The 21,063-nt window shown below is 30.2% G+C and carries 21 protein-coding genes and 1 pseudogene; 6 read left to right on the top strand and 16 right to left on the bottom strand.

Annotation, left to right across the window (positions count from 1 at the left end; translation table 11 throughout):
• Positions 1-23: 23 nt before the first annotated feature.
• Positions 24-1,157 carry a helix-turn-helix domain-containing protein gene (locus tag JFY71_RS05985; protein WP_243659913.1) on the bottom strand — a complete coding sequence of 378 codons (1,134 nt, stop codon included), beginning with the start codon at positions 1,155-1,157 and terminating at the stop codon, positions 24-26.
• Entirely contained in the window at positions 1,141-1,635 is a 495-nt protein-coding gene (locus JFY71_RS05980; protein ID WP_243659912.1) for an NUDIX hydrolase, read from the bottom strand. The genes JFY71_RS05985 and JFY71_RS05980 overlap by 17 nt, the downstream gene beginning before the upstream one ends.
• Before the next feature lie 405 nt (positions 1,636-2,040).
• On the opposite strand from JFY71_RS05980, the pseudogene JFY71_RS05975 reads away from it, so the two are divergent.
• Positions 2,041-2,385 (top strand): annotated as a pseudogene (locus tag JFY71_RS05975) (C-GCAxxG-C-C family protein); the annotation flags it as partial.
• A gap of 17 nt (positions 2,386-2,402) precedes the next feature.
• Here JFY71_RS05975 and JFY71_RS05970 read toward each other — a convergent pair.
• From JFY71_RS05970 to JFY71_RS05955, 4 genes are read right to left on the bottom strand one after another with little or no spacing between them, the layout of a single operon-like run.
• The gene (locus JFY71_RS05970) at positions 2,403-2,879 is read right to left on the bottom strand and encodes a DUF6442 family protein (protein WP_243659910.1); all 477 of its coding nucleotides are present in this window, start codon (positions 2,877-2,879) and stop codon (positions 2,403-2,405) included.
• Positions 2,880-2,888: 9 nt separating this feature from the next.
• Complete coding sequence (locus JFY71_RS05965; protein WP_243659909.1) at positions 2,889-3,365, bottom strand: DUF2178 domain-containing protein; 477 nt, start codon at positions 3,363-3,365, stop codon at positions 2,889-2,891.
• Positions 3,366-3,380: 15 nt separating this feature from the next.
• Positions 3,381-3,803: a hypothetical protein gene (locus JFY71_RS05960; RefSeq protein WP_243659908.1), complete on the bottom strand. Its 423-nt coding sequence runs from the start codon at positions 3,801-3,803 to the stop codon at positions 3,381-3,383.
• Positions 3,803-4,003 carry a helix-turn-helix transcriptional regulator gene (locus tag JFY71_RS05955; protein ID WP_243659907.1) on the bottom strand — a complete coding sequence of 67 codons (201 nt, stop codon included), beginning with the start codon at positions 4,001-4,003 and terminating at the stop codon, positions 3,803-3,805. The genes JFY71_RS05960 and JFY71_RS05955 overlap by 1 nt, the downstream gene beginning before the upstream one ends.
• Positions 4,004-4,174: 171 nt before the next feature.
• Here JFY71_RS05955 and JFY71_RS05950 point away from each other — a divergent pair, with 171 nt between their 5' ends.
• Complete coding sequence (locus JFY71_RS05950; protein WP_243659906.1) at positions 4,175-4,921, top strand: threonine/serine exporter family protein; 747 nt, start codon at positions 4,175-4,177, stop codon at positions 4,919-4,921.
• Between the two features lie 17 nt (positions 4,922-4,938).
• A complete protein-coding gene (locus tag JFY71_RS05945; RefSeq protein ID WP_243659905.1) occupies positions 4,939-5,391 on the top strand; it encodes a threonine/serine exporter family protein in 453 nt (150 codons plus the stop codon).
• 45 nt (positions 5,392-5,436) lie between these two features.
• Here JFY71_RS05945 and JFY71_RS05940 read toward each other — a convergent pair whose 3' ends face one another.
• The 4 genes from JFY71_RS05940 to JFY71_RS05925 form a co-directional block, all read right to left on the bottom strand.
• On the bottom strand, positions 5,437-6,618 hold the full coding sequence (locus JFY71_RS05940) for a M24 family metallopeptidase (RefSeq protein WP_243659904.1): 1,182 nt from the start codon (positions 6,616-6,618) through the stop codon (positions 5,437-5,439).
• 26 nt (positions 6,619-6,644) lie between these two features.
• Entirely contained in the window at positions 6,645-8,180 is a 1,536-nt protein-coding gene (locus tag JFY71_RS05935; RefSeq protein WP_243659903.1) for an AbgT family transporter, read from the bottom strand.
• A gap of 156 nt (positions 8,181-8,336) precedes the next feature.
• The gene (locus JFY71_RS05930; RefSeq protein ID WP_243659902.1) at positions 8,337-9,101 is read right to left on the bottom strand and encodes a tyrosine-protein phosphatase; all 765 of its coding nucleotides are present in this window, start codon (positions 9,099-9,101) and stop codon (positions 8,337-8,339) included.
• 116 nt (positions 9,102-9,217) lie between these two features.
• Entirely contained in the window at positions 9,218-10,396 is a 1,179-nt protein-coding gene (locus tag JFY71_RS05925; protein ID WP_243659901.1) for a glycoside hydrolase family protein, read from the bottom strand.
• A gap of 158 nt (positions 10,397-10,554) precedes the next feature.
• Between JFY71_RS05925 and JFY71_RS05920 the strand changes: the two genes are divergently transcribed.
• The 3 genes from JFY71_RS05920 to JFY71_RS05910 all read left to right on the top strand — a co-directional run bounded on the left by JFY71_RS05920 (position 10,555) and on the right by JFY71_RS05910 (position 14,604).
• Complete coding sequence (locus JFY71_RS05920) at positions 10,555-12,282, top strand: ABC transporter ATP-binding protein (RefSeq protein ID WP_243659900.1); 1,728 nt, start codon at positions 10,555-10,557, stop codon at positions 12,280-12,282.
• Positions 12,282-14,033, top strand: a complete 1,752-nt coding sequence (locus tag JFY71_RS05915; protein WP_243659899.1) for an ABC transporter ATP-binding protein — start codon at positions 12,282-12,284, stop codon at positions 14,031-14,033. The genes JFY71_RS05920 and JFY71_RS05915 overlap by 1 nt, the downstream gene beginning before the upstream one ends.
• Before the next feature lie 79 nt (positions 14,034-14,112).
• Entirely contained in the window at positions 14,113-14,604 is a 492-nt protein-coding gene (locus JFY71_RS05910; protein ID WP_243659898.1) for a hypothetical protein, read from the top strand.
• 90 nt (positions 14,605-14,694) lie between these two features.
• On the opposite strand, the gene JFY71_RS05905 is transcribed toward JFY71_RS05910, so the two are convergent.
• The 6 genes from JFY71_RS05905 to JFY71_RS05880 all read right to left on the bottom strand — a co-directional run bounded on the left by JFY71_RS05905 (position 14,695) and on the right by JFY71_RS05880 (position 21,014).
• Positions 14,695-15,054 (bottom strand): hypothetical protein, encoded by a 360-nt coding sequence (locus tag JFY71_RS05905; protein ID WP_243659897.1) that lies wholly within the window; start codon positions 15,052-15,054, stop codon positions 14,695-14,697.
• Positions 15,055-15,132: 78 nt separating this feature from the next.
• Positions 15,133-16,497 carry a hypothetical protein gene (locus JFY71_RS05900; RefSeq protein WP_243659896.1) on the bottom strand — a complete coding sequence of 455 codons (1,365 nt, stop codon included), beginning with the start codon at positions 16,495-16,497 and terminating at the stop codon, positions 15,133-15,135.
• Positions 16,498-16,576: 79 nt separating this feature from the next.
• Positions 16,577-18,319, bottom strand: a complete 1,743-nt coding sequence (locus JFY71_RS05895; protein WP_243659895.1) for an NADH-dependent [FeFe] hydrogenase, group A6 — start codon at positions 18,317-18,319, stop codon at positions 16,577-16,579.
• Positions 18,319-19,611 (bottom strand): complex I 51 kDa subunit family protein, encoded by a 1,293-nt coding sequence (locus JFY71_RS05890; RefSeq protein ID WP_243659894.1) that lies wholly within the window; start codon positions 19,609-19,611, stop codon positions 18,319-18,321. The genes JFY71_RS05895 and JFY71_RS05890 overlap by 1 nt, the downstream gene beginning before the upstream one ends.
• 9 nt (positions 19,612-19,620) lie before the next feature.
• Entirely contained in the window at positions 19,621-20,130 is a 510-nt protein-coding gene (locus tag JFY71_RS05885; protein WP_243659893.1) for an NADH-quinone oxidoreductase subunit NuoE family protein, read from the bottom strand.
• Between the two features lie 185 nt (positions 20,131-20,315).
• Complete coding sequence (locus JFY71_RS05880; RefSeq protein ID WP_243659892.1) at positions 20,316-21,014, bottom strand: HesA/MoeB/ThiF family protein; 699 nt, start codon at positions 21,012-21,014, stop codon at positions 20,316-20,318.
• Positions 21,015-21,063 lie beyond the last annotated feature (49 nt).

The following is a 21,063-nucleotide window of genomic DNA, read 5'->3' as shown; positions in this document are numbered from 1 at the left end:
AAAATTTTTATTTTAAGTAATATCTATAGTAAAATCTCCCTTAATCTTTTTACTATGTTTTTAAATTTTTCCTCCTTTTCAAGTCTTGAAAAACCAGGATTATTTAATATCGGTTCTGCTAAGGCCCTTTTTACATCTTCTTCCTTCATAGTATTAGTTGACTGAAATATAACATTATTATCAAGCCATTCTTCTAATTTATCGAAAAGTTCTATTCCTTTTAATTGTATTGGAAAGTCTAAATTTTCAATTATTCCTGTATATTCTTCTAAGTAAAATAAAGCTAATTCTACTTTCCCTAATTGACAATAGCCTAAGGCTGCAAAAATATAATAGCCTAGGGTAGAATTAGTTGGCATCTCTTTTAAATCCAATAGGTCAATAATATTTTCACCTAATTTTATAAGTTTTGCAAACCATACTTCATTTACCGGTAATGTAGTTAGTTTTGCAACAATAATTCCTAAAGTATTAACAGCATTTTGGTAAAGTAATATTTGAAAGCCGTATTCAAATTCATCTAAATTACCATTAGCTAATAATGCAGATATATATACTTCATCAAGTCCGTTATGAACAGGAGAGAGTAATTTTTCTCCAATACCTATAATTTTACTGTATTCTTTTTTTAACATATAGGTTACAGACTCTATTAATTCTGCTTCCTCTAAATAAATAGTATTACTTGAAATATTTTTCACCTGGCCTGTAAGTTCAAATACCTTCTTATAATATTTTTCTAAGTTTTTCTCCTCTTTAACTGCATAGGTTGAATTTAATAACCATTGCGCCATAGATATTAAAAATTTAGCTTGATTTTTATATCTTCTTAGGTAAAAGTTTAATTGCTTATAAGCCTCTTCTATTCCCTTTTCATTTAGTAAGCTACTTAAATTTTCCGTTAAAATTACTATTTGATTGTTTGTTAAATTTGATTCATAGCAGAGTAACTCATCTATTGTAATATTAAACAAGGTTGCTATTTCGGGTAGTAATAAAATATCGGGATGACTTCTTCCCCTTTCCCATTTTGATACAGAAGCTTTTGTTACTCCTAAATAACCCGCTAGCTCTTCCTGAGTCCAATTTATTTCTTTTCTTTTTTCAGATATGATATCACCAAGTTTTAAGACCTTATTACTAAATATATTCTCCATTTTCTTCCTTTTCTACTATTAATTCCATTGTTTTTGGTAAATTAAAAATTCTCTCTTTTATAAATTCAGGATACAAATACTCGTTTTTTAGGCTTTCAAAGGAAAGCCAAGTATATTCTAATTTCTTATTATTATTTTCATAAACTATAAATTTATTTTTCTTTGTTATACCATTATCCTTAATATTAATTAAAAAATAAATTCCAAGTTCGTGGTGTTTTTCCTTCTTAACATCTTCAACAAAAAAATTTTCAACTAACCACAAGGGTCTTTCTATTTCAACATCTATTTTTAATTCTTCTTTTATTTCTCTTTTTATTGCTTCCTCAGAAGTTTCATGTAATTTAACTCTGCCACCTGGTAAATAGTAATAGTCACCTTTTCCATCTTTCATAAAAAGTATTTTATTATTATTTAAAATAATTGCACCTACCCTATAATTAAACCTACTTTCTTTCACTTTTATTTCTATATCCATATTTCCTTCCTTTACAATTGCTTACTTATAATCTATATCATATAATAAATCTAACTATTAAGGATAATTTAATAGTTAAAGATATTATAAATAATAACTGCCATTAATATTTATTATACTGGAGAAAATGAAATTTCTAAAAATTTATGAATAATTTTATATCCAATAGTATTGTTTATAATATAAATATTTCTTTTCCTGTAGTTAATAAAAATACTGTACTTTTATTTAATAGTTGGAAAATTTAAGATTTCTTAGTAAATGACTTTACCAATACCAAAAAGATAAATAAATATAAAGATATATAAGAAAATAAATACATTTAATAGGAGTGAGATTATGGTAAATATTGACTATGTAAATAAAAAAATGGCTGAAGGACTTAACTGAGGTCAGGTAGTTGTAGATTATTTTACGAAAGATATAGGTATATCTAAAGAATTTGCACATAAAATGGCTGCTCTTTTAGGTTCCGGTCTTAATCTAGCATCTACTTGTGGTGCTGTTACGGGAGCATACTTAGTACTAGGTCTTAAATTTGGAGAAAACACCGGTTTTACAAAAGAAAAAATGAGAGAATTTAACGAAGAATTTATTAAAGAAAATAAATATTTTAACTGTCTGGATTTACTTGGCCATAATATGACAATTCCTAAAGAAAGACAAATGGCTGTGGATTCCGGAATTAAAGGACATGTTTGTCCTAAAGCCGTTGCAAGTTCAATTAATATTTTAGAAAAAATTATATAAAGCCTAATTACTAGGCTTTATATTTTTCTTTCCAATATTTTATAGGAAACAAAATAGGATATTACAAGAATAAGACATAAGGAACTCATCATATCCCTAGTTTCAGGATCTTTTATTCCCTTAAAAGTATATATTAAGAAGATACATATAATAAGTATTCTTAAAGAAATTCTAGAAGCTCTAATGGATATTTTTTTATTTCTTTCATCAGTATGCTCTATTCTTTCCTTTTTCAATCTTTCTTCATTTTTAACAACCCTTCTATTATTGACAATACTCCATAATCCGGCAACTGCTAAAAATATTCCAAAAGCAGAATAGATAAAAACATTATCTTTACTTATTCCATCATATAACTCTCTTGCAAATACACTATGAACTAGACAAATCACACCAAAAATAATTAATAATAAGTATTCTTTGTTTTCCCTCTTTTTTTCCAATATATATTCTTTATCGGTTTTGGCATCTAAACCAGAAAAAATTCCTAACATATTAAAATCCTATTCCTTGCTATTCAATATCCTATAGGAAATGGTGTAGGATAAAAGTAATAATAAAAGCAGCTTTCCCATTATCATTCGAATTTCAGGATTTGTAATTCCACTTGTTATAATGATTAAAGTCATAGCTAGTGCCAATATTCCCAAGGCTATTCTCGCCGATTTGAGTGATATATTTTTATTTCTTTCATCACCATTTTTAATTCTTTCACTTTTTAACTTTGAAGGGTTCTTTAATATATTTATAGTTTTTAAAATTAGAACAAGACTTGCAAAAATAAGCCCGCTACCAAATCCATAATAGTAATACTCCCCTTCCACATTGTAAATCCCTAATATGTTTTTCGCTATTGTCGGAATTAATAACGAAATAATTCCAATTAAAAATATAATTCCCAAAAGCATAATCCTCTTCCTTAAGATAGCCCTATACTCCTCATCACTTTTTACCTTAACTCCACAAAATAATCCTATCATTTTATTTTCCCTTCCTTACATTTTCTTTTCAATTTTTTCCCTATAATATATACTATAAATATTTATGAATACATAGGATATTGCAAGTATTAGTATCGCTCTTTCTTCAACCTTTAAGAATACAAGCAACAATATAACAGCTCCAAATAAATATACTGTCATATCGAAAGCCTTTGCTTTTGCTAAGTTAGATATTTTTACATTTCTTTCATCTTCTAAAGCTACAAGACTTTCTTTTTCTATTTTTGGATTATCTTTTATAGCATATTTTATTAAAATACTTCCCATTCCATGACCAAAAATACCAATTCCAAAAATTAATAGAATATATGTTAACATTTCCAATATCCCTTTTAAATTACTAATGCTCTTATATAAGAATATCCCAAATACTATTAGTACAATACCAGTAAGTGATAAAATTAAATTCTTTTTCATTACTCTTCCCCCTCATATATAAAAATATCTTCAATTTGCATATTAAAATATTTGGCTATTTTAAACGCTAAATTAATTGAAGGGTCATATCTACCATTTTCCAAAGAGCCTATGGTCTGCCTTGTAACTTCTAAGGCTTCTGCTAACTCCTCTTGGTTTATTCCCCTTTCCTTTCTCAATTCTCTTAATCTATTTTTCACATCTAGTCTACCTCCAAATGTTAAGTATACTTTCCATTAATTATATTATATCAGCTTTGAAATAAATGTAAAGTATGCTTTCCATAAATATATTTTTCTTAATATTGAACGGCTTTAGTAAATATGATATTCTAGTTACCATCATCTTATTAACTTATTTAGGAGAATTTTATGGAACTGGAAAAACTATTGGACTGTTCTACTAATATTGGCTATTTGTTACTGTCTAACGGTGCTGAAGTATATAGGGTAGAACAAAGTATTGAATATATTTGTAAAGCATATAAGGTTGAAGAAGTTAATGCTTTTGCCTTGTTAGGAAATTTAATAGTTACAATTGAAAAAGATGGCAAATCTGTAACAAAAAGCAAAAGAATTAATAATATTTCTACAGACTTGGACAATGTAGAACAACTTATTGACCTGTCACGATATATTTCTAAAAACTCTCCTGATTATGAAGAAATAAATAAAAGAATTTTAAAAATTACCAACTCACCTAAATATAGTACAGCAATATATTATATTGGTTCAGCTGTAATTGCGGCCCCATCCTTTGTAATTTTCTTTGGCGGTACTTTTAAGGAAGCATTTTTAACAATTCCCATTGCAATTATTATTACTTTTTTAAAGAAATTTCTTAATAAGGCAGAAATTAGTGGTTTGTTTGTTAATATTGTTTCGGGCTTGTTTTTAATACTAGGTACCAATCTAATAGAATATTTTTTCACCGGTATTAATACCAGTAATATTATACTCGGCGCCTTAATGCTACTAGTTCCCGGTCTTGCCCTGGCAAATGCTATGCGTGATATGATTATGAGCGATACTATTTCAGGTTTGTCAAGACTTATTGACGCACTTTTAACTGCTGTCGGAATTGCTATTGGCCTAGGTATAGGTATGTATTTCATATAAGATAGGGAGAAATTATTTTGATTTATAGTAGTCTTTGGGCCTTTTTTTGTGCCTTTGGTTTTGGAATAATATTTAATATAAAGGGAAAAAACTTATTCTTCGCTTCAATAGGAGCTTTTGTAGGAAATATAGTATTCGTATTAACAAAAAATATAACTGATTCCGATATTATTTCCTATTATTTTTGCGCCATATCCTTTTCCTTATTGGCAGAAATTTTTGCAATTTATAGAAAAATACCTGTTTCAATTTTTTTAAGTCCCTCAATGATACCATTTGTACCAGGAGCAGCAATACTTTCTACTATGGAAAACCTAGTTGAAGGAAATGCAAGTCAAACTTGGCAGTATGGAGTTTATGCCCTACAAGTTTCCGGTGCTATTGCTATGGGAGTTATAACAGTTTCCTTTGTTGTTAAAATTTGGAGAAACAGCATAAAAAAATACTTTTTTAAAATTAACGGCTCTTAAATAAAAAAACAGTAGGATAAATTTACCCTACTGTTTTTTATTAAACTAAATATAGTGTGGAGTCTTTGGCGTTAAAACCTCTGCCCCTGTTTCTGTTATAAGTACCATATCCTCTATATTAAAACCGTTAAAATTGTCTATATAACAAGGAACTTCCATAGCTAAAATCATTCCCGGTTCTAACAATCTATTTTCTGTACTATTTATATATGGCTCTTCAGCTGTTTGAGGCCCCATACTAATACTATGACCTAAATGCCCTCTTTTATATGCTGGATATTTTTCCTTTACATAATTAAATCCCGTATTAAATAGTTCCTTAATTGGAATTCCCGGTTTTGCTAATTCTATCATTTTTCTTTGAGCTTCATACAGTCTATCTTTTAATTTATATAGTTCTTTTTCTGCTCCCTCCATAACCCAAGCTCTGGAAGTATCTGTAGTATAAAAATCAAAAGCTGCATTTACTCCTGCATCATATTTTACAACATGACCTTTTTCTATTACACCGTCCTCTGGAATAGTAAGTCTTGCACCGTTGGGACCTGTAGAAAACATGGACCAACTACTAGGCACACAAACTCCTGATTTTATTACATATTCCTTAAAACATTGGGACATTTCCTTTTCAGTAGTTCCGATACCAACTATTTTACTTACTTCATAAAATCCATTATCTGCTACTTTGCAAATAGTTCTAAATATTTCTATTTCCTCTTCAGTCTTAACTGATCTTGAAAAAATAAATAAATCCGATATGTTTTTAAATTCTGCAAGGGGCAGTTTTTCCTTTAATTGATTGTAGTAATTAATTGGTAAATAATCCAATTCTAAACCTATAACTTTATTTTCTAAATCCATTTCTTTTATTGACTCTAACATCACTTCAAAGGAATTTACAAATTTAGGCTCTTCCGGAACTGTGCCCTTAAGCAAATCTGACCATTGTCTTACCCCAACCCAAGTTGTGTATTGTTTTATAATATGGGTGTTATCTTCATTCTTTTTTACAAATGTAGGATATTCAAAATCCATAGTTATTCCATGGGTCTTTATTTTTTCATCAGATGACATTACTGCTAGAGTAAAACCAGCTTGGCGTGAAACCGTATGTTGATGTCCTCCAAAACCAAGTATATAATGAACGTTTTCCGGTGATGATACTATAGCTCCATCTATACCTTTTTCTCTTAATAATTTTTTAAACTTATTTTGTTTAGACTTCATTTTTAACCTCTTTTTAAAACCTTTACTTAATAAAAAATAGATGCTCCTGGTCCAATTGGTAATCCCAGTAGATACCAAATTATAAACATAATTATCCAACTTACTAAAAATCCTAATGAATAAGGTAACATTGTTGAAACTACCGAACCAATTCCTGCTTTTTTATCATATTTTTGGAAAAATGCCACTGTTAAAACAAAAAACGGCATTAATGGTGCAATTATATTTGTGCTGGAGTCTCCTATTCTATAAGCTAACTGGGTCATTTCAGGAGAAATTCCTAACTGCATAAACATTGGAACAAAAATCGGTGCCATCATTGCCCATTTAGCTGAATCAACTGCAATAAATATATTTATAAATGCAGTTAATATGATAAATGCAATTAATAACGGAAGCCCAATAAACCCAATATTTTGTAATAAATTTGCTCCTTTAACAGATAGTACTATTCCCATATTGGAGTATTCAAAAGCTCCATTAAACTGTGCTGCAAAGAAGATTAATACAATAAAACTGGCTAATCCTGAAATGGCCTTTTCCATTAATTTTATAATATCTTTTTCGCTTTTTAATGTTTTTGCTCCGTAACCATATGCAATACCCGGTATTAAGAATAAAAGCATCATTATAATAATAATACTATTCATAAATGGAGATTTTAATATCCCACCAGTTTCTGGATCACGAAGTAATCCATTTGTTGGTATTACTAAAACCGCTACTATAATTAAATAAATTAAGGTAGCAATACCAGCAAATTTAATTCCTCTTTTTTCATCAGCTGTAACAGAGTCAGCTTCTTCTTTTACGTCTGGTTTATATGCCGGAAGTCTTGGTTCTATTATTTTATCTGTAATAAAAGTTCCCACTATTACTAATAAAAAGGTTGACGCAAACATAAAATACCAGTTTGCTACTGGCTGAACTACATAATTAGGGTCTAATGTTTGTGCTGCAGCTGTAGCCATACCTGCAAACATCGGGTCATTACTACCAATTAAAAGGTTGGCACTCCATCCACCGGAAACTCCGGCAAAAGCAGCTGCCAAACCGGCAATTGGATGTCTACCAAACGCCATAAATAAAATGGCTCCCAAAGGTACTAATACAACATAACCTGTTGAACTAGCTATATTTGACATTATTCCTAGAAAAATGACTACAGAAGTAATCAATGCCTTTGGAGTATTTAAAGCCACTCTTCGCATTAATGCAGAAATTAATCCTGAACCATCTGCAACACCAACCCCTAGCATTATAGTAAGTACAGTTCCCAATGCAAAGAAACCGGTAAAATTGCCTATGGCACTTGTTAAAATATGTACTAAGCCATCTCTACTTAAAAGATTTTTTACTAAAACTGTTGTTTCTTCAAGTTTACCATCAACAATAGCATCATAGGTAACTTTAGTACCTAGCTTGTTAAAAACAAATGATAGAATTATTACTATTAAAAATAGTATAAAAAATAAAGTAGCAGGACTTGGCAATGCATTTCCAACTCTTTCAACTCCATCAAGCATTCTTGACGATAATTTCCCTTCTTTTTTCTTGCCCATATTACCCTCCTTTTCTTATAAAAACGTTTTTCTATACTAGACAATATATTAGTTATATTATCCTTTAAACGATAATATAACTAATTAACTGTTAAGTCAATTAACTATATAGTATATAGTATATATTTAAAATAGACTTTAATATTTATAATTATTTTAAACTAAATATTTTTCCAATAAAAACCTTTTTTCTTCCTTATCTACCTTTAGTGCATTTTCTATATAACCATCTAAGGAGCCATATATCTCATTAGCCTTATTAATAGAGGAGATTAAATATTCCTCTTTTACATTTAATGCTATGTCCATGGCTCTCAATTCATTTTCTTTAAAACCTAATTCTTTCATTTTAGATATTATTCTATTATTTTCTTTTTCCCTCATTTTATTAGTTAAAAGATAGTCGTATAATATGTTTTCTTTAGATACTCCTAATATATTTAAAATAATAGCTGCAGCAAAGCCAGTTCTGTCCTTACCGGCAAAACAATGAAAAACTAAGGAACCATTATTTTGATTTAATAATAGATCAATAAATTGCCTATAACCTGTAATTGCCCCTGAATCAACAATAAAATCTTCATAGGTTCTATTCATTAAATTGTTAATAACTTCCGGACTAGGCTCTTCTTTAAAATTTTTCAAAGATGTAGCCCCATTAGAGTTGTTTTTTAAAATATCTATGTGAAAATAATCCACTCCATCGATTTTTGTATCCGGTGCTTGTTCTTTTTCCTCTTCACTTCTAAAGTCTACTATGGTTCTAAGGTCATAATTGTTGAGTAATATATTTTTATCCCTTTCAGTAATATTGGTAATTTCTCCGGAACGAAGTAAGGTCATTTTCTTAACAGTCTTTCCTTCCATTCCTTCATAGCCACCTATATCCCTTAAATTTACAGGCCTTTCTACTAATGTCATAATAATCACCTTCTTATATATTTTAAAATAATATCTTAATATTATCATTTATTATTATATTAAACCATATTACTTAAAAAAGCTGAAATAATTATATAATTACTTCAGCTTTCTACCTATCTATCCTTATTTTTTCTTTTTTTAAAATAAACTATTCCTATACCTGTTACAGCGACTACTGTCACTGCTCCTAATAAAAATATTTTTCTTAAACTTATATAGCCTCCACCTGTTCCTTCTACAGCTTCTAGTTCCATAAATGTTGGACCTTTTAAAAGTCCTATATGATTTTGTTTATCCTTTGCATAAGCAGAATAGTAAAGATAGATTTCCTTGTCCTTTATTGCCAGTGATGATTTGTATATATTATTATTATCAAATCCATCTTTTGTCGGTTCAATTACCTTTACCGGATTTTTAAAATTAATTCCATCTTCTGAGTCAAAGGCAAACAACACCGCTCCCTCTGCCTTTTCTTGTGGATAGGCCATATTCAATGCATAATATTTTCCATTTATATAATCAATTTCAATATGCCATGCATGAAAATTGCTCCAAGTTGGACCATAATCGAACGTTACGGCTGCAGGTTCTGTCCAGTTTTTAGTGTCTTTAGACTTTCTATATACATATCCTTCTCTAGTCATGTCCATATGCTCCCTATAGTAAAGATTGTATTCTCCATCCTTAAATACTATAGTTGATGCACCATAACCATAACCACCTGTGCCATAATCAAATATTACTTCTTCCTTGGACCAATTTATTAAATCCTTAGATTTTATTCTACATAATTTTGACAGTCTTTTTTCTTTATCACTTTGACGATACCATAGTTCTATTTCCTTACCATTTATGAAAATATCCGGATCTGAATAGTGGGTATTTTCCGGTACAACTTTTCCCACTATTGGATTTTCCAATCCTTCTGGATTTTTCCAGTTTATCCCATCTTCCGATACTACTATACTAGGATTTTCCTTTTGGTCATCCATAAAACTATAAGGAGTAAATACCATTATCCAAGGATATTTAAATTGTTTATTCTTATCGTAGATAACCCTAGGATGTACTGCATGGTTGTCAAATTTCACATAGGTTTTAATATCCAATGGTTTTTTTGGATTACCGTTTTTCCTTTCATTACCCTTGGATAAATCCCCTAAAAGTCCTATTTCTACAGATGCTTCTGTAGGATTTTCTTGTCTTACTTCATCTGCCTGTGCATTGTTTTTTATAATATTTATATTAAAAATACCTACTAATAGTAGGATTATTAAAATCTTCTTCTTCATATTATTTATCCTCAATTCCTAATTTCCTCTTACAATTTTCATCCGTTACATATGATATCATACAATTCTTTTAATATATCTAACAATTTTGTAATATAAGCTTTGAAATATTTTTTAATTGGCGTAAAATAGAATGATAACAAGGAAAGGATAAATTTATGTTTTCTCTTTTAAAATATGCAAAAAAATATAGAGTTCAAATAATACTCGGTCCAATTTTCAAATTTTTAGAAGCTGTTTTTGAATTGTTATTGCCTATTTTCATGGCAAAACTAATTGATGAAGGAATTAATAACAAGGATTCAAGCACCACTATAAAAATGGCCCTTGCCATGTTTGTAATGACCTTAATAGGTTTGGTTTGTGTGCTTATTTGTCAATATTTTTCTTCTATTGCTTCTCAGGGATTTGGAACTGAACTTAGAAATGAAATGATGAGGAAAATCAATAGTTTTTCCCATGTTGAAATTAATGAATATGGTACCTCAACTTTAATTACAAGAATTACCAACGATATTAATCAATTACAATTGGCTTTAGCTATGCTTATTAGATTAGTTGTAAGGGCACCTTTTTTAAGTATTGGTTCCATCGTAATGGCTTTTATAATAAATCCTAAAATAGCCTGGATTTTTGTAATTACTTTACCGCTATTTAGTATTTTATTATTTTTCATTATGAAAAAAACAGTGCCTTTGTACAAGAAAGTTCAAGAGAAACTAGACTCCCTAAATCTAGTTGTTAATGAAAATTTAAGTGGAGTTAGGGTTATTAGAGCCTTTGCTAAAAAAGATGAGGAAGCAAAAAAAGTAGCCTCTGTTACAGATGATTTAGCAATATCTTATAAAACCGTTGCAAATATATCGGCTCTTTTAAATCCTATTACAACTTTAATTATGAATGGAGCAATAATCTTTCTTCTTTATATTGGTGGTAATCAAGTAAATATTGGTGGAATGAAACAAGGGGAAGTTCTTGCTTTAATTAATTATATGACACAAATGCTACTTGCCTTAATTGTTGTAGCTAATTTAGTGGTTATTTTTACAAGAGCCTTTGCTTCTGCTAATAGAGTTAATGAAATTTTTAATACAGAGCCTTCTGTTACAGACCTGGTAGACCAATCTGCCTCTTGGAAAAAGGAAAATGAAGTTTTAAAATTTTCCAATGTAGGTTTTAAATATACTGAAAAAAGTGGCTATACTTTAAAAGATATTAATTTTTCCTTAAAACAAGGAGAAACCCTAGGTATTATTGGTCCAACGGGAAGTGGAAAAAGTGCTTTAATTCAACTTATTCCACGCTTTTATAATATAAATAAGGGTAGTTTGAAAATAAATAATAAAAATATTATAGATTATACTTTAGAAGTATTAAGGGACCATATTGCAGTAGTCCCACAAAATTCGGTTTTATTTACCGGAACTATAAGAAGTAATCTATTATGGGGTAAAGAAAATGCCACTGATGACGAGTGTTGGAAAGCTTTAGAAATAGCTCAATGTGCTGACTTTGTAAAATCCTTGCCGGAAGGTTTAGATTATAAGGTCCTTGCCGGAGGAAAAAACTTTTCCGGTGGTCAAAAGCAAAGAATTGCAATAGCACGAGCTCTTATTAAAAATCCCAATATTTTAATTTTAGACGATTCTTTAAGCGCCTTAGATTATAAGACGGACTTAAACTTGCGAAATGCTTTAAACAATTCTATGAAGGAGACTACTTTAATAATTGTTTCCCAAAGAATTAGCTCTGTAAGGTCTGCCGATAAAATTTTAGTATTAAACGATGGAAAGCAAGATGGTTTTAATAACCATGAAAACCTCTTACAAATATCAAAAACATATAATGCTATTGCAAAATCTCAAATTGAAAAGGAGGAATTGTAATGAGTAAAAAGATTTTTAAAAGATTCTTCCCCTATTTGAAAATATATAAAAAAGAAATATTCTTTGCCCTCTTTAGTGGAATTATTTGCGGAGCTACTTCCGTCTTAATTACCTATTTTATTGGTAAATCCGTTGACACTATGACTGGACTTGGAAAAGTAGATTTAACTCTACTTATTAGTATTATTGGATTAATAGCTCTTTTAATTATTACAAATGCAATTTCCCAGTGGTTTGTTCAAGTATTGGGAAATAGGGTAGCTTATTTATCTGTTGCCGAATTAAGGAAGGATATGTTTAATCACTTAAATACCCTACCCTTAAAATATTTTGATAATACCTCCCATGGCAATATTCTCAGTAGATTTACAAACGACTTAGACTATGTTTCAGAGGCTACTACTGCAATTTTTAATAATATTTTCAGTGGAATGACAATTGTTATTATATCTTTAATTACAATGTTAGTACTTAATATGCCCCTAACTCTTGTTGTAATTATTGGTACTATTTTAATTTTTATAGTGAATTATATTGTTGCAAAAACCAGTCAAAGTAAATTTATGACTCAACAAAAAATCGTCGGCGATATTTCAGGTTATATTTCTGAAATTGTAGGAAACCAAAAAATAGTTAAGGCCTTTCAATATGAAAATAGATCCCAAAAAACTTTTGAAAATATAAATAGTGAATTATATACCGTTGGAAAACAAGCCCAATTTGCTTCTTCTTTAACTAATCCTTTGTCGAGATTTATTGATCATATAAGTTATTTGTCAATAGGTTTAGTTGGAGGATTATTGGTTTTAAATAGTGTTGGCAATGTTACCGTAGGACTTATTTCCAGCTTTATAATCTATTCTACACAGTTTTCAAAACCATTTATTGAACTGTCGGGAATAATGACACAAATTCAATCCGCCCTAGCTGGACTACAACGTACTTTTGAAATTATAGATGAAAAACCGGAAACTCCAGACACTAATAATATATTAAATAAGGAAAAATTATCGGGAAAAGTTGAGTTTAAAAATGTTTATTTTTCCTATACAAAGAATCAACCATTAATAGAAAATTTTAATCTCTTAGTCGAACCTGGGGAGTCAATTGCTATTGTAGGCAAGACCGGTGCGGGAAAATCCACCTTAGTTAATCTCTTAATGCGATTTTACGATGTAGATTCAGGTGAAATAACTATTGATAATGTACCAATAAAAAACTACAGCAGGGATTCTTTAAGACGAGCCTTTGGAATGGTTCTACAGGACACTTGGCTTTTCGACGGAACAATAAAGGACAATTTAATATTTGGAAATCCTAAGGCTACAGATAACGAAATAATTGAAGCCTGTAAAGCTTCTTCTATTCATTCCTTTATAGAAAAATTACCAAATGGATATAATACGGTAATAGGACAGGGAGGACTAAAAATATCAGACGGACAAAGTCAACTTTTAACTATTGCCAGGACTATGATTAGTAAACCTCCAATGTTAATACTAGATGAAGCTACCAGTTCTGTTGATACTTTAACAGAAATCCAAATACAAACTGCCTTTTTAAATATGATGAAGGGTAAAACCAGCTTTATTATTGCCCATAGGCTTTCAACTATTAGAGAGGCCGATAAAATTTTAGTTATGGATAGTGGTAAAATTGTAGAAGTTGGAAACCATAAGGAACTCTTAAATAAAAAGGATAGTTATTATGGTAAACTCTATAAGGCCCAGTTTGAAAATATAAAAGAGTAATGTTGCAATAAGTAAGTATATTAAATATAATCTATGTAATTATATAGATTGTAAAAATATATTTTCTTAGGAGTTTGTTATGAATTTTTTTAAAAAACATAGTCTTATTTTTATATTTTTAGGAATAATTGCTCTTGTAGGATTAATCTACTACAAATTTTCTCCCATTACTCCTGAAAAATATTTCAAAAACAAATATACACAAAAAGAAGAATATACCTTACTAAAAGAAACCAAGGATGGTAATTATAGTGCCTATTTAAGTAAATACAAGGAAGATATTTATTTGGATATTTTCCACAATAACGGTTATTTAGGCGGTATGGAGGTAGACAAGGACAATAGAGGAAGGGAAGAAGTTCATATTTTTAACTTTATTCAAGAAAAAACTCTTATTATAATATTTTCAGAAAATACCTCAAATATAAGGGAATATGAATTAAAGGTTGAAAGTGATAAAAAGGACCCTAAGATAATTACTAAAAAGACCGATGAAAACAGTCCAATTCTTGACATACATCTGTTAGATAAGGAATATAATTCCTTTCCTGAAATAAAAACCAGTAAATAAAATTTACTGGTTTTCTAACCTGCAAAACTTTTAAGATTTTTATAAAGAAAAACACAAGACTTTAAATCAATAAGGCCTTGTGTTTTTAAATTATTTCTTCTTCTGTCTTTTTTCTGTTTCCTTCTTGGAGAAATATCTGCCAAAAAAATGTGAGATTATTGCAATTCCTACTAATAATATTAATAATAAATTATATAAAATTTCAATTTCCAATATATAGGATGTTATTATTACCACTATACTAAGTAGCAAAATATAAATTCCCGTTTTCTTCAATAGCTCCTCTTTAGTAAAGTAACTGTAGGAGATATGTCCAAAAATCATAGCTAGAGCAAGTATTAAAAAGATACAAGCCGCTTGTAAGGTTTCAAGATTATAAATTTTTTCTAATTTCTTTCCTATTTCTAAATCTTCTACAAGAAAATTATTCTTTAAATACTGTGAAACCATATATCCTATTGTTAATAATCCTGATACTCCTGCATATATTTTATAAATATGTTTTTTAATAACTTGCCTCCAAATATTTTAATCTATTCTTTTTATTTTTGATGGAATATTTGCCTGTCTTAATAAATCTCCAAAATGACTGGTTATTCCAATATTGCCAATTAATTCTATTCCTATGTTTTTATCCTTAATATTTTCAATTTCATTTCTTAAGGACTCTAGCCCTTGTGAAGTATAAAACTTTTTATAATATCTCGGATTTCCCTCTACTATTATGTCCTTACCATAATACTTCTTTAGTTGGTTCATTTGAACTAGCCAAACTTTTTCATTATCACAAACCCATTCTATACTTATATCTCCTAAATAGGAATAGTATTTTCTTATTTTCTTATTTAACTCTTCTAACTTATTTAATATTTCAGTTGGTAGTTTTTCAATACTCTTCCTTCCAACCATAAAATTATCACCTTGGCCTTTTACTCCTTCAACAATACTTTCATCTTTTGTTATTATTGAAGCTCCTGAGTATATTCCTTCTACGGCATCTTGTGATAAAAGTGAAGCAATGTTAATGTCCTTTTTCCCCTTTTTTTCCTCTTCATTCATTAATATAAAAGGGTCTACCCAACCTTTACCTGTAAAATATTTACCTGCCTCTTTTTCAATAGGACTTGTTCTTATCCATTTTTCAAAGGAGCCTGTCTTTTTACCAAAGTAAAAAGGCGCTACATTTCTATTGACTACTGTAGCATAGGGCACATCAAAACCAAGGCTGTCTAAAAGCAAAAGACCAAAAACCTTATCTCCTAAAAATTTCGAAAAATTATTTGGCCATATTATTCTTTTTTCAGTAGAGCTACCTTGTAATTTTTCATATTCCCAAATTATAGTATGCTCTTTTAAAACCCCTTCTTTATTTGGATGAATACTAAACTCTACCCTATAATTTTCATCAAAATTAATTTCCGGCTTAAAACCATATACCTTTTCTAAAATATAAAATCCAACTTCTTTTGGAAGGGAACATACTCCCTCTTTTTCTACAGCTTTAGGAGTGTCCTTGGGTGAAAACTCTATTAAATTCCCCATTACTACACCGGAAACGCCACCGTCGTTAACATCTATTGTTTCATTAACTATTGATACAAAATTTTCCCTACTATTTTTTTCAATTATATTAATAATTTCATCTATATTTTCAATTCGTAAACCATAAATTAATTTATGTCCTTTTGTACTACCTTCCCTATAGCTTCTAATATTAACTGAGTGACTTTTAGAAGAATAAAGTAATTCCTCTACTAATAATTTAATAGTCTTGTTTTTATTATTGTGATTGTTTATATGTATATAATTTGGCTTGTTATTAACAAAACTTACAAATTGAGCAATGTTTCCCAATGAATTTTCTACTATATAATTTAATTTTTCATCCTTCATAGTATACCTACTTTTTATTTTTGCTACCTCTTATTATATAACAAAAGACACAGATTTTTTATCTGTGTCTTTAAAATATTTAAGCTTTTGTATATCTATTTCTATAATGAGTGTGAAGTAATTCATGAGCCTTATGGGAATTTGGCTCCCCTAAGAATTCTTCGTATATTTCTTTTATTTCCGGATTTTCATGAGATTTTCTTATGTCATGTTGCTTGTCATCCTTGTATAATCCTTCCATTCTGTCCTCTCTGGCATCGTGTTTAATTGTGTAAGGTTGTCCACCTCCACCAACACATCCTCCCGGACAAGCCATTACTTCAATAAAGTGGTAATCTGCTTCTCCCTTTCTTATTTTCTCTAAAAGTTTCTTTGCATTTCCAAGACCACTTGTAATAGCCACCCTAACAGGAATATCTCCTACTTGTACTTCTGCTTCTTTAAAATCGTCATGACCTCTAACTGCTTCAAAGTCAACATTGTCTAATTCTTCTCCCGTTACAACTTCATAAACAGTTCTTAAAGCCGCTTCCATAACTCCACCGGAAGTTCCAAAAATAGTACCTGCTCCTGTACCATGCCCAATTATAGAGTCGTAATCCTCTGGCTCTAGCTCACTAATATCCAGTCCGTTTTCCTTAAACATTCTAGCTAGTTCTCTAGTAGTTAAAACTACATCTATATCCCTATAACCTGATGCGTCCATTTCCGGTCTTTTGCTTTCATATTTCTTTGCAATACAAGGCATTACGGAAACTACAAACATATCCTTAGGGTCTACGCCTAATTTTTCTGCATAATATGTTTTAGTTATAGCACCAAACATCTGCTGTGGTGATTTACAGGTTGAAAGATGGTCTATTAGGTCAGGATAATTTTTTTCAACAAAGTTAATCCAACCTGGACTACAGGAAGTAATCATTGGCAATGTCCCACCATTTGTAAGTCGGCCTAAAAATTCCGTTCCCTCTTCCATTATAGTTAAGTCGGCACTAAAATTGGTGTCTATGACTTTATCGGCTCCTAGTCTCCTTATTCCTGCAACCATATGGCCAGTTACTATTTCCCCAGAGCTATAGCCAAATTCATCTCCTAATCCTACCCTTACAGATGGTGCCGTCTGAAATACTACAAATTTATTTTCATTTGCTAGAGCATCCCAAACTTTTTCAGTATCGTCTTTTTCCCTTAAGGCACCTACTGGACAAACTGTTATACATTTACCGCATAATACACAAGTTGACTCATCTGTAGCTTTATCAAAGGCCTGTCCTATACTATAATTAGTACTTCTTCCATTAAAGCCAATAGCCTTACTTGCTTGAATTTCCTCACAGGCCTGAACACATCTTCCACATTTTATACATTTACTATTATCCCTAACTAAAGAAGGATTATCGTCCTTTATTGGAACCGGCTCATAAATTCTTTCAAAAGGATTGTCCATAATATTTTCTTTTTGAGTTAATTCCTGTAATTCACATTTTTGATTTCTTATACAGTTTAAACAATCCTGTGGATGATTAGCCAATATTAATTGTAAAATAGTTTTTCTTACTTCCTTTACTCTTTTGCTATTTGTAATTATTTCTTTACAGCTATCTACCGGTTGATTACAAGCGGTTTTTAATCTTCTGCTTCCTGTATCCTCTACAACGCAAATTCTACATGTTGATTTAGCTGTTAAATCCGGATGGTTACAAAGGGTTGGTATATGTACCCCTATTTTTTTAGCCGCTTCTAGTATTGTTGTTCCTGAAGGCACTGTAACATCTATTCCATCTATTTTTATTGTTATATTTTCCTTATTATCTTTACTCATTACATAACCTCCTTTTTGAAACATTTACTACATTCTTTATCTACATGGGCTAAAAACTCAGATTCCCTATGCCTTAATGCAGACATTAAGGCTGTTGGTGCAGCTTGACCAAGTCCACAGAAAGACGCTTGCATCATAGCTTCAGCTAAGTTCTTCATAGTTTCTATGTCCTTTTCTGTTCCTTCACCTTTACTAAATTTATCTAAGAGTATATACATTTGTTGATTTCCTTCTCTACAAGGATTACATTTACCACATGATTCGTCTATAAAAAATTCAAATACCTTCTTTAAATAATCTACTAAACAAACTGACTCATCTACTATTACAATAGCACCTGTACCTATTGAAAGTCCGGCATTTCTTAAAGATATATGGTCAAAGGAAATATCAAACTGCTCCGGAAAAGCAAGGGGACCGGATTGTCCTCCAATATGAACAAACTTAACAGGTTTTCTAGTTGAAGTTCCTCCTGCTAATTCCTCATCATAGATTATATCCTTTAAATTTGTTCCAACTGGTACTTCGAAATAGTGTCTGTTTTTTGCATGACCTGAAGTACAAACTATTAAAGACCCACCACTTTCCTCTGTTCCTACTGACCTATAATACTCTGCTCCTCTATCTAAAATAATTGGAATATTGGCAAAAGTTTCAACATTATTAACTAAAGTCGGTTTACCAAATAGCCCTACTTCTGCTAAACGAGGTGGTTTTACTCTAGGTCTACCCGCTTGTCCTTCAATGGAGTTTAAAAGTGTTGAATTTTCTCCACAAACATAAGCACCTGCCCCTGATATTATATTAATATCAAAGTCAAATCCTTCAATACCTAGAATATTTTCCCCTAAATATCCAGCTTCTTTGGCATTTTTTAATGCTAATTCAAAACCTTCAAATAATCCTCTATATTCCCCTCTTATATATATATAACCTTCCTTAGAACCAAATACATATGCTGCAATTAACATTCCCTCAATTACAATTAAAGGATCTTTTTTCATAAATAACCTATCTTTAAAGGTTCCCGGTTCTCCTTCATCGGCATTACAAACAATATATTTAGGTTCCCCTTCTACACTGTATAAATGTCTCCATTTTATTCCCGTTGGAAAGCCTGCACCACCACGACCTAATAATTTAGCATCTATTATTTCCTGTATAATGTCTTCCTTGTCCATTTTTACAGCATTATTAAGACCGTTAAAACCCCTATGGGATTTATAGTCCTCTATAGAATGCATGTAGGATTTATCTACCGTACCTGTAATTAACTCTATTGTTTTAGTCATTCTATCCTCCTATAAATCCTTATTGTCCCTAAGTTCACCAATAATACTAGCAACTAATCGTTCATTTAAATTGCCGTAAATTTCGTTTCCTACTTTAATTATTGGACCAATTTCACAAGCTCCAACACATGAGCATTTTTCAAATTCAAATAGCCAATCATCAGTATGTTCCCCTAACTTAATACCTAGATTTCTTTCTACAATATCCACTAATGAGTCACTTCCATTTAAGTAACAAGATGCACATGTACAAACCTCTATTTTATATTTCGCCCTTGGTTTAGTGCTAAGCATATCATAGAAAGTTAATATGTCGTATAAATCAACTAATGGAATGCCTATTTTATCTGAAACAATCTTTGCTACTTCCTCCCCTATATACTTTTCCTCTAAAGAATCCTGTAATTCTATTAAGGTATTAAGTATATCTTTTTTAGTACTACCATTCTTTTCAATGATATCGTTTACCATTTTAGTCTGTTCTTCTGACAACGGTTTTGATACTAGTTTATAACTCATATTTCTACCCCTTTTCCCTATTATATATTCAATTATAATATAACGTTTTATCATAAGTCAATCAAAGAATATATAGTTAATAAATTATCACTTTTAAAATTAAAAAGGCACACTTATATGCGCACCTTTTTAATCCATTTATCATATTCTCTTTTAATTCTCTTTATTATCTAATGTCATTAGCACTATAATTTAATAATATTAAATTCATTGTATAGTAAATCAACTAATAGTAGTTCGCCTTCTAGTATTTCCTTTTTCCCTGACAAATATTTTAAAGCTTCACTTACTTGGACAGAGGAAATTATTTGAGGAATAAAGCTAGGTACTGAAAAATCAATTTCGCTACGCTCACCATTTAGTGTTTTTTCTGAATATATTTTCTTTATTAAATTATCATTTGGAAATATATTTGCCACTTGTCCATACCACTTTGATATTGCACCATGGACCATTACTAAATTTTCTTTTGTACAAAGTTTTGAAAGTAGCATTCTTGAAGGAACATTGTCAAGACAGTCTATAACAAGATCATGGTCTTTTAATATTTTTTCACCATTCTGCTCATTAATCATTTCAGGTATTGCTACAATATTAATTTCAGAATTTATTTCCCTTAAATTTTCTGCAACTGCTTCAGCCTTATTTGTTTTAGAATCAATAAGCTGATAATTTGAAAATAACTGGCGGTTTAAATTGCTTTCCTTAAAAACATCTCCGTCTACTAGAGTAATTTTTCCAACTCCAAACCTTGCAAGGGCATTGGCACAGTACCCGCCTAATCCTCCACATCCTATTATGCAAATTTTCTTTCTTCTTATTTTTTCTACTTCCTCTAAGGTAAAGGTTCCTAGATTTTTTTCATATCTTTCTTGAATATTCAAAACACACCTCTTGTATGTAATTTTAGTATAAAAATAAAGGCATATTAAT

It is taken from the genome of Miniphocaeibacter halophilus, from assembly GCF_016458825.1.
Classification (GTDB): domain Bacteria; phylum Bacillota; class Clostridia; order Tissierellales; family Peptoniphilaceae; genus Miniphocaeibacter; species Miniphocaeibacter halophilus.
The sequence above is the reverse complement of the archived record's forward strand: the minus strand, read 5'-3'. Positions and strand labels throughout refer to the sequence as shown.

Coding starts and splice junctions, on each gene's coding strand:
- JFY71_RS05985 (WP_243659913.1), bottom strand. CDS start 1,157: ATGGAGAATATATTTAGTAATAAGGTCTTAAAACTTGGTGATATCATA.
- JFY71_RS05980 (WP_243659912.1), bottom strand. CDS start 1,635: ATGGATATAGAAATAAAAGTGAAAGAAAGTAGGTTTAATTATAGGGTA.
- JFY71_RS05970 (WP_243659910.1), bottom strand. CDS start 2,879: ATGTTAGGAATTTTTTCTGGTTTAGATGCCAAAACCGATAAAGAATAT.
- JFY71_RS05965 (WP_243659909.1), bottom strand. CDS start 3,365: ATGATAGGATTATTTTGTGGAGTTAAGGTAAAAAGTGATGAGGAGTAT.
- JFY71_RS05960 (WP_243659908.1), bottom strand. CDS start 3,803: ATGAAAAAGAATTTAATTTTATCACTTACTGGTATTGTACTAATAGTA.
- JFY71_RS05950 (WP_243659906.1), top strand. CDS start 4,175: ATGGAACTGGAAAAACTATTGGACTGTTCTACTAATATTGGCTATTTG.
- JFY71_RS05940 (WP_243659904.1), bottom strand. CDS start 6,618: ATGAAGTCTAAACAAAATAAGTTTAAAAAATTATTAAGAGAAAAAGGT.
- JFY71_RS05935 (WP_243659903.1), bottom strand. CDS start 8,180: ATGGGCAAGAAAAAAGAAGGGAAATTATCGTCAAGAATGCTTGATGGA.
- JFY71_RS05930 (WP_243659902.1), bottom strand. CDS start 9,101: ATGACATTAGTAGAAAGGCCTGTAAATTTAAGGGATATAGGTGGCTAT.
- JFY71_RS05925 (WP_243659901.1), bottom strand. CDS start 10,396: ATGAAGAAGAAGATTTTAATAATCCTACTATTAGTAGGTATTTTTAAT.
- JFY71_RS05920 (WP_243659900.1), top strand. CDS start 10,555: ATGTTTTCTCTTTTAAAATATGCAAAAAAATATAGAGTTCAAATAATA.
- JFY71_RS05915 (WP_243659899.1), top strand. CDS start 12,282: ATGAGTAAAAAGATTTTTAAAAGATTCTTCCCCTATTTGAAAATATAT.
- JFY71_RS05910 (WP_243659898.1), top strand. CDS start 14,113: ATGAATTTTTTTAAAAAACATAGTCTTATTTTTATATTTTTAGGAATA.
- JFY71_RS05905 (WP_243659897.1), bottom strand. CDS start 15,054: ATGGTTTCACAGTATTTAAAGAATAATTTTCTTGTAGAAGATTTAGAA.
- JFY71_RS05900 (WP_243659896.1), bottom strand. CDS start 16,497: ATGAAGGATGAAAAATTAAATTATATAGTAGAAAATTCATTGGGAAAC.
- JFY71_RS05895 (WP_243659895.1), bottom strand. CDS start 18,319: ATGAGTAAAGATAATAAGGAAAATATAACAATAAAAATAGATGGAATA.
- JFY71_RS05890 (WP_243659894.1), bottom strand. CDS start 19,611: ATGACTAAAACAATAGAGTTAATTACAGGTACGGTAGATAAATCCTAC.
- JFY71_RS05885 (WP_243659893.1), bottom strand. CDS start 20,130: ATGAGTTATAAACTAGTATCAAAACCGTTGTCAGAAGAACAGACTAAA.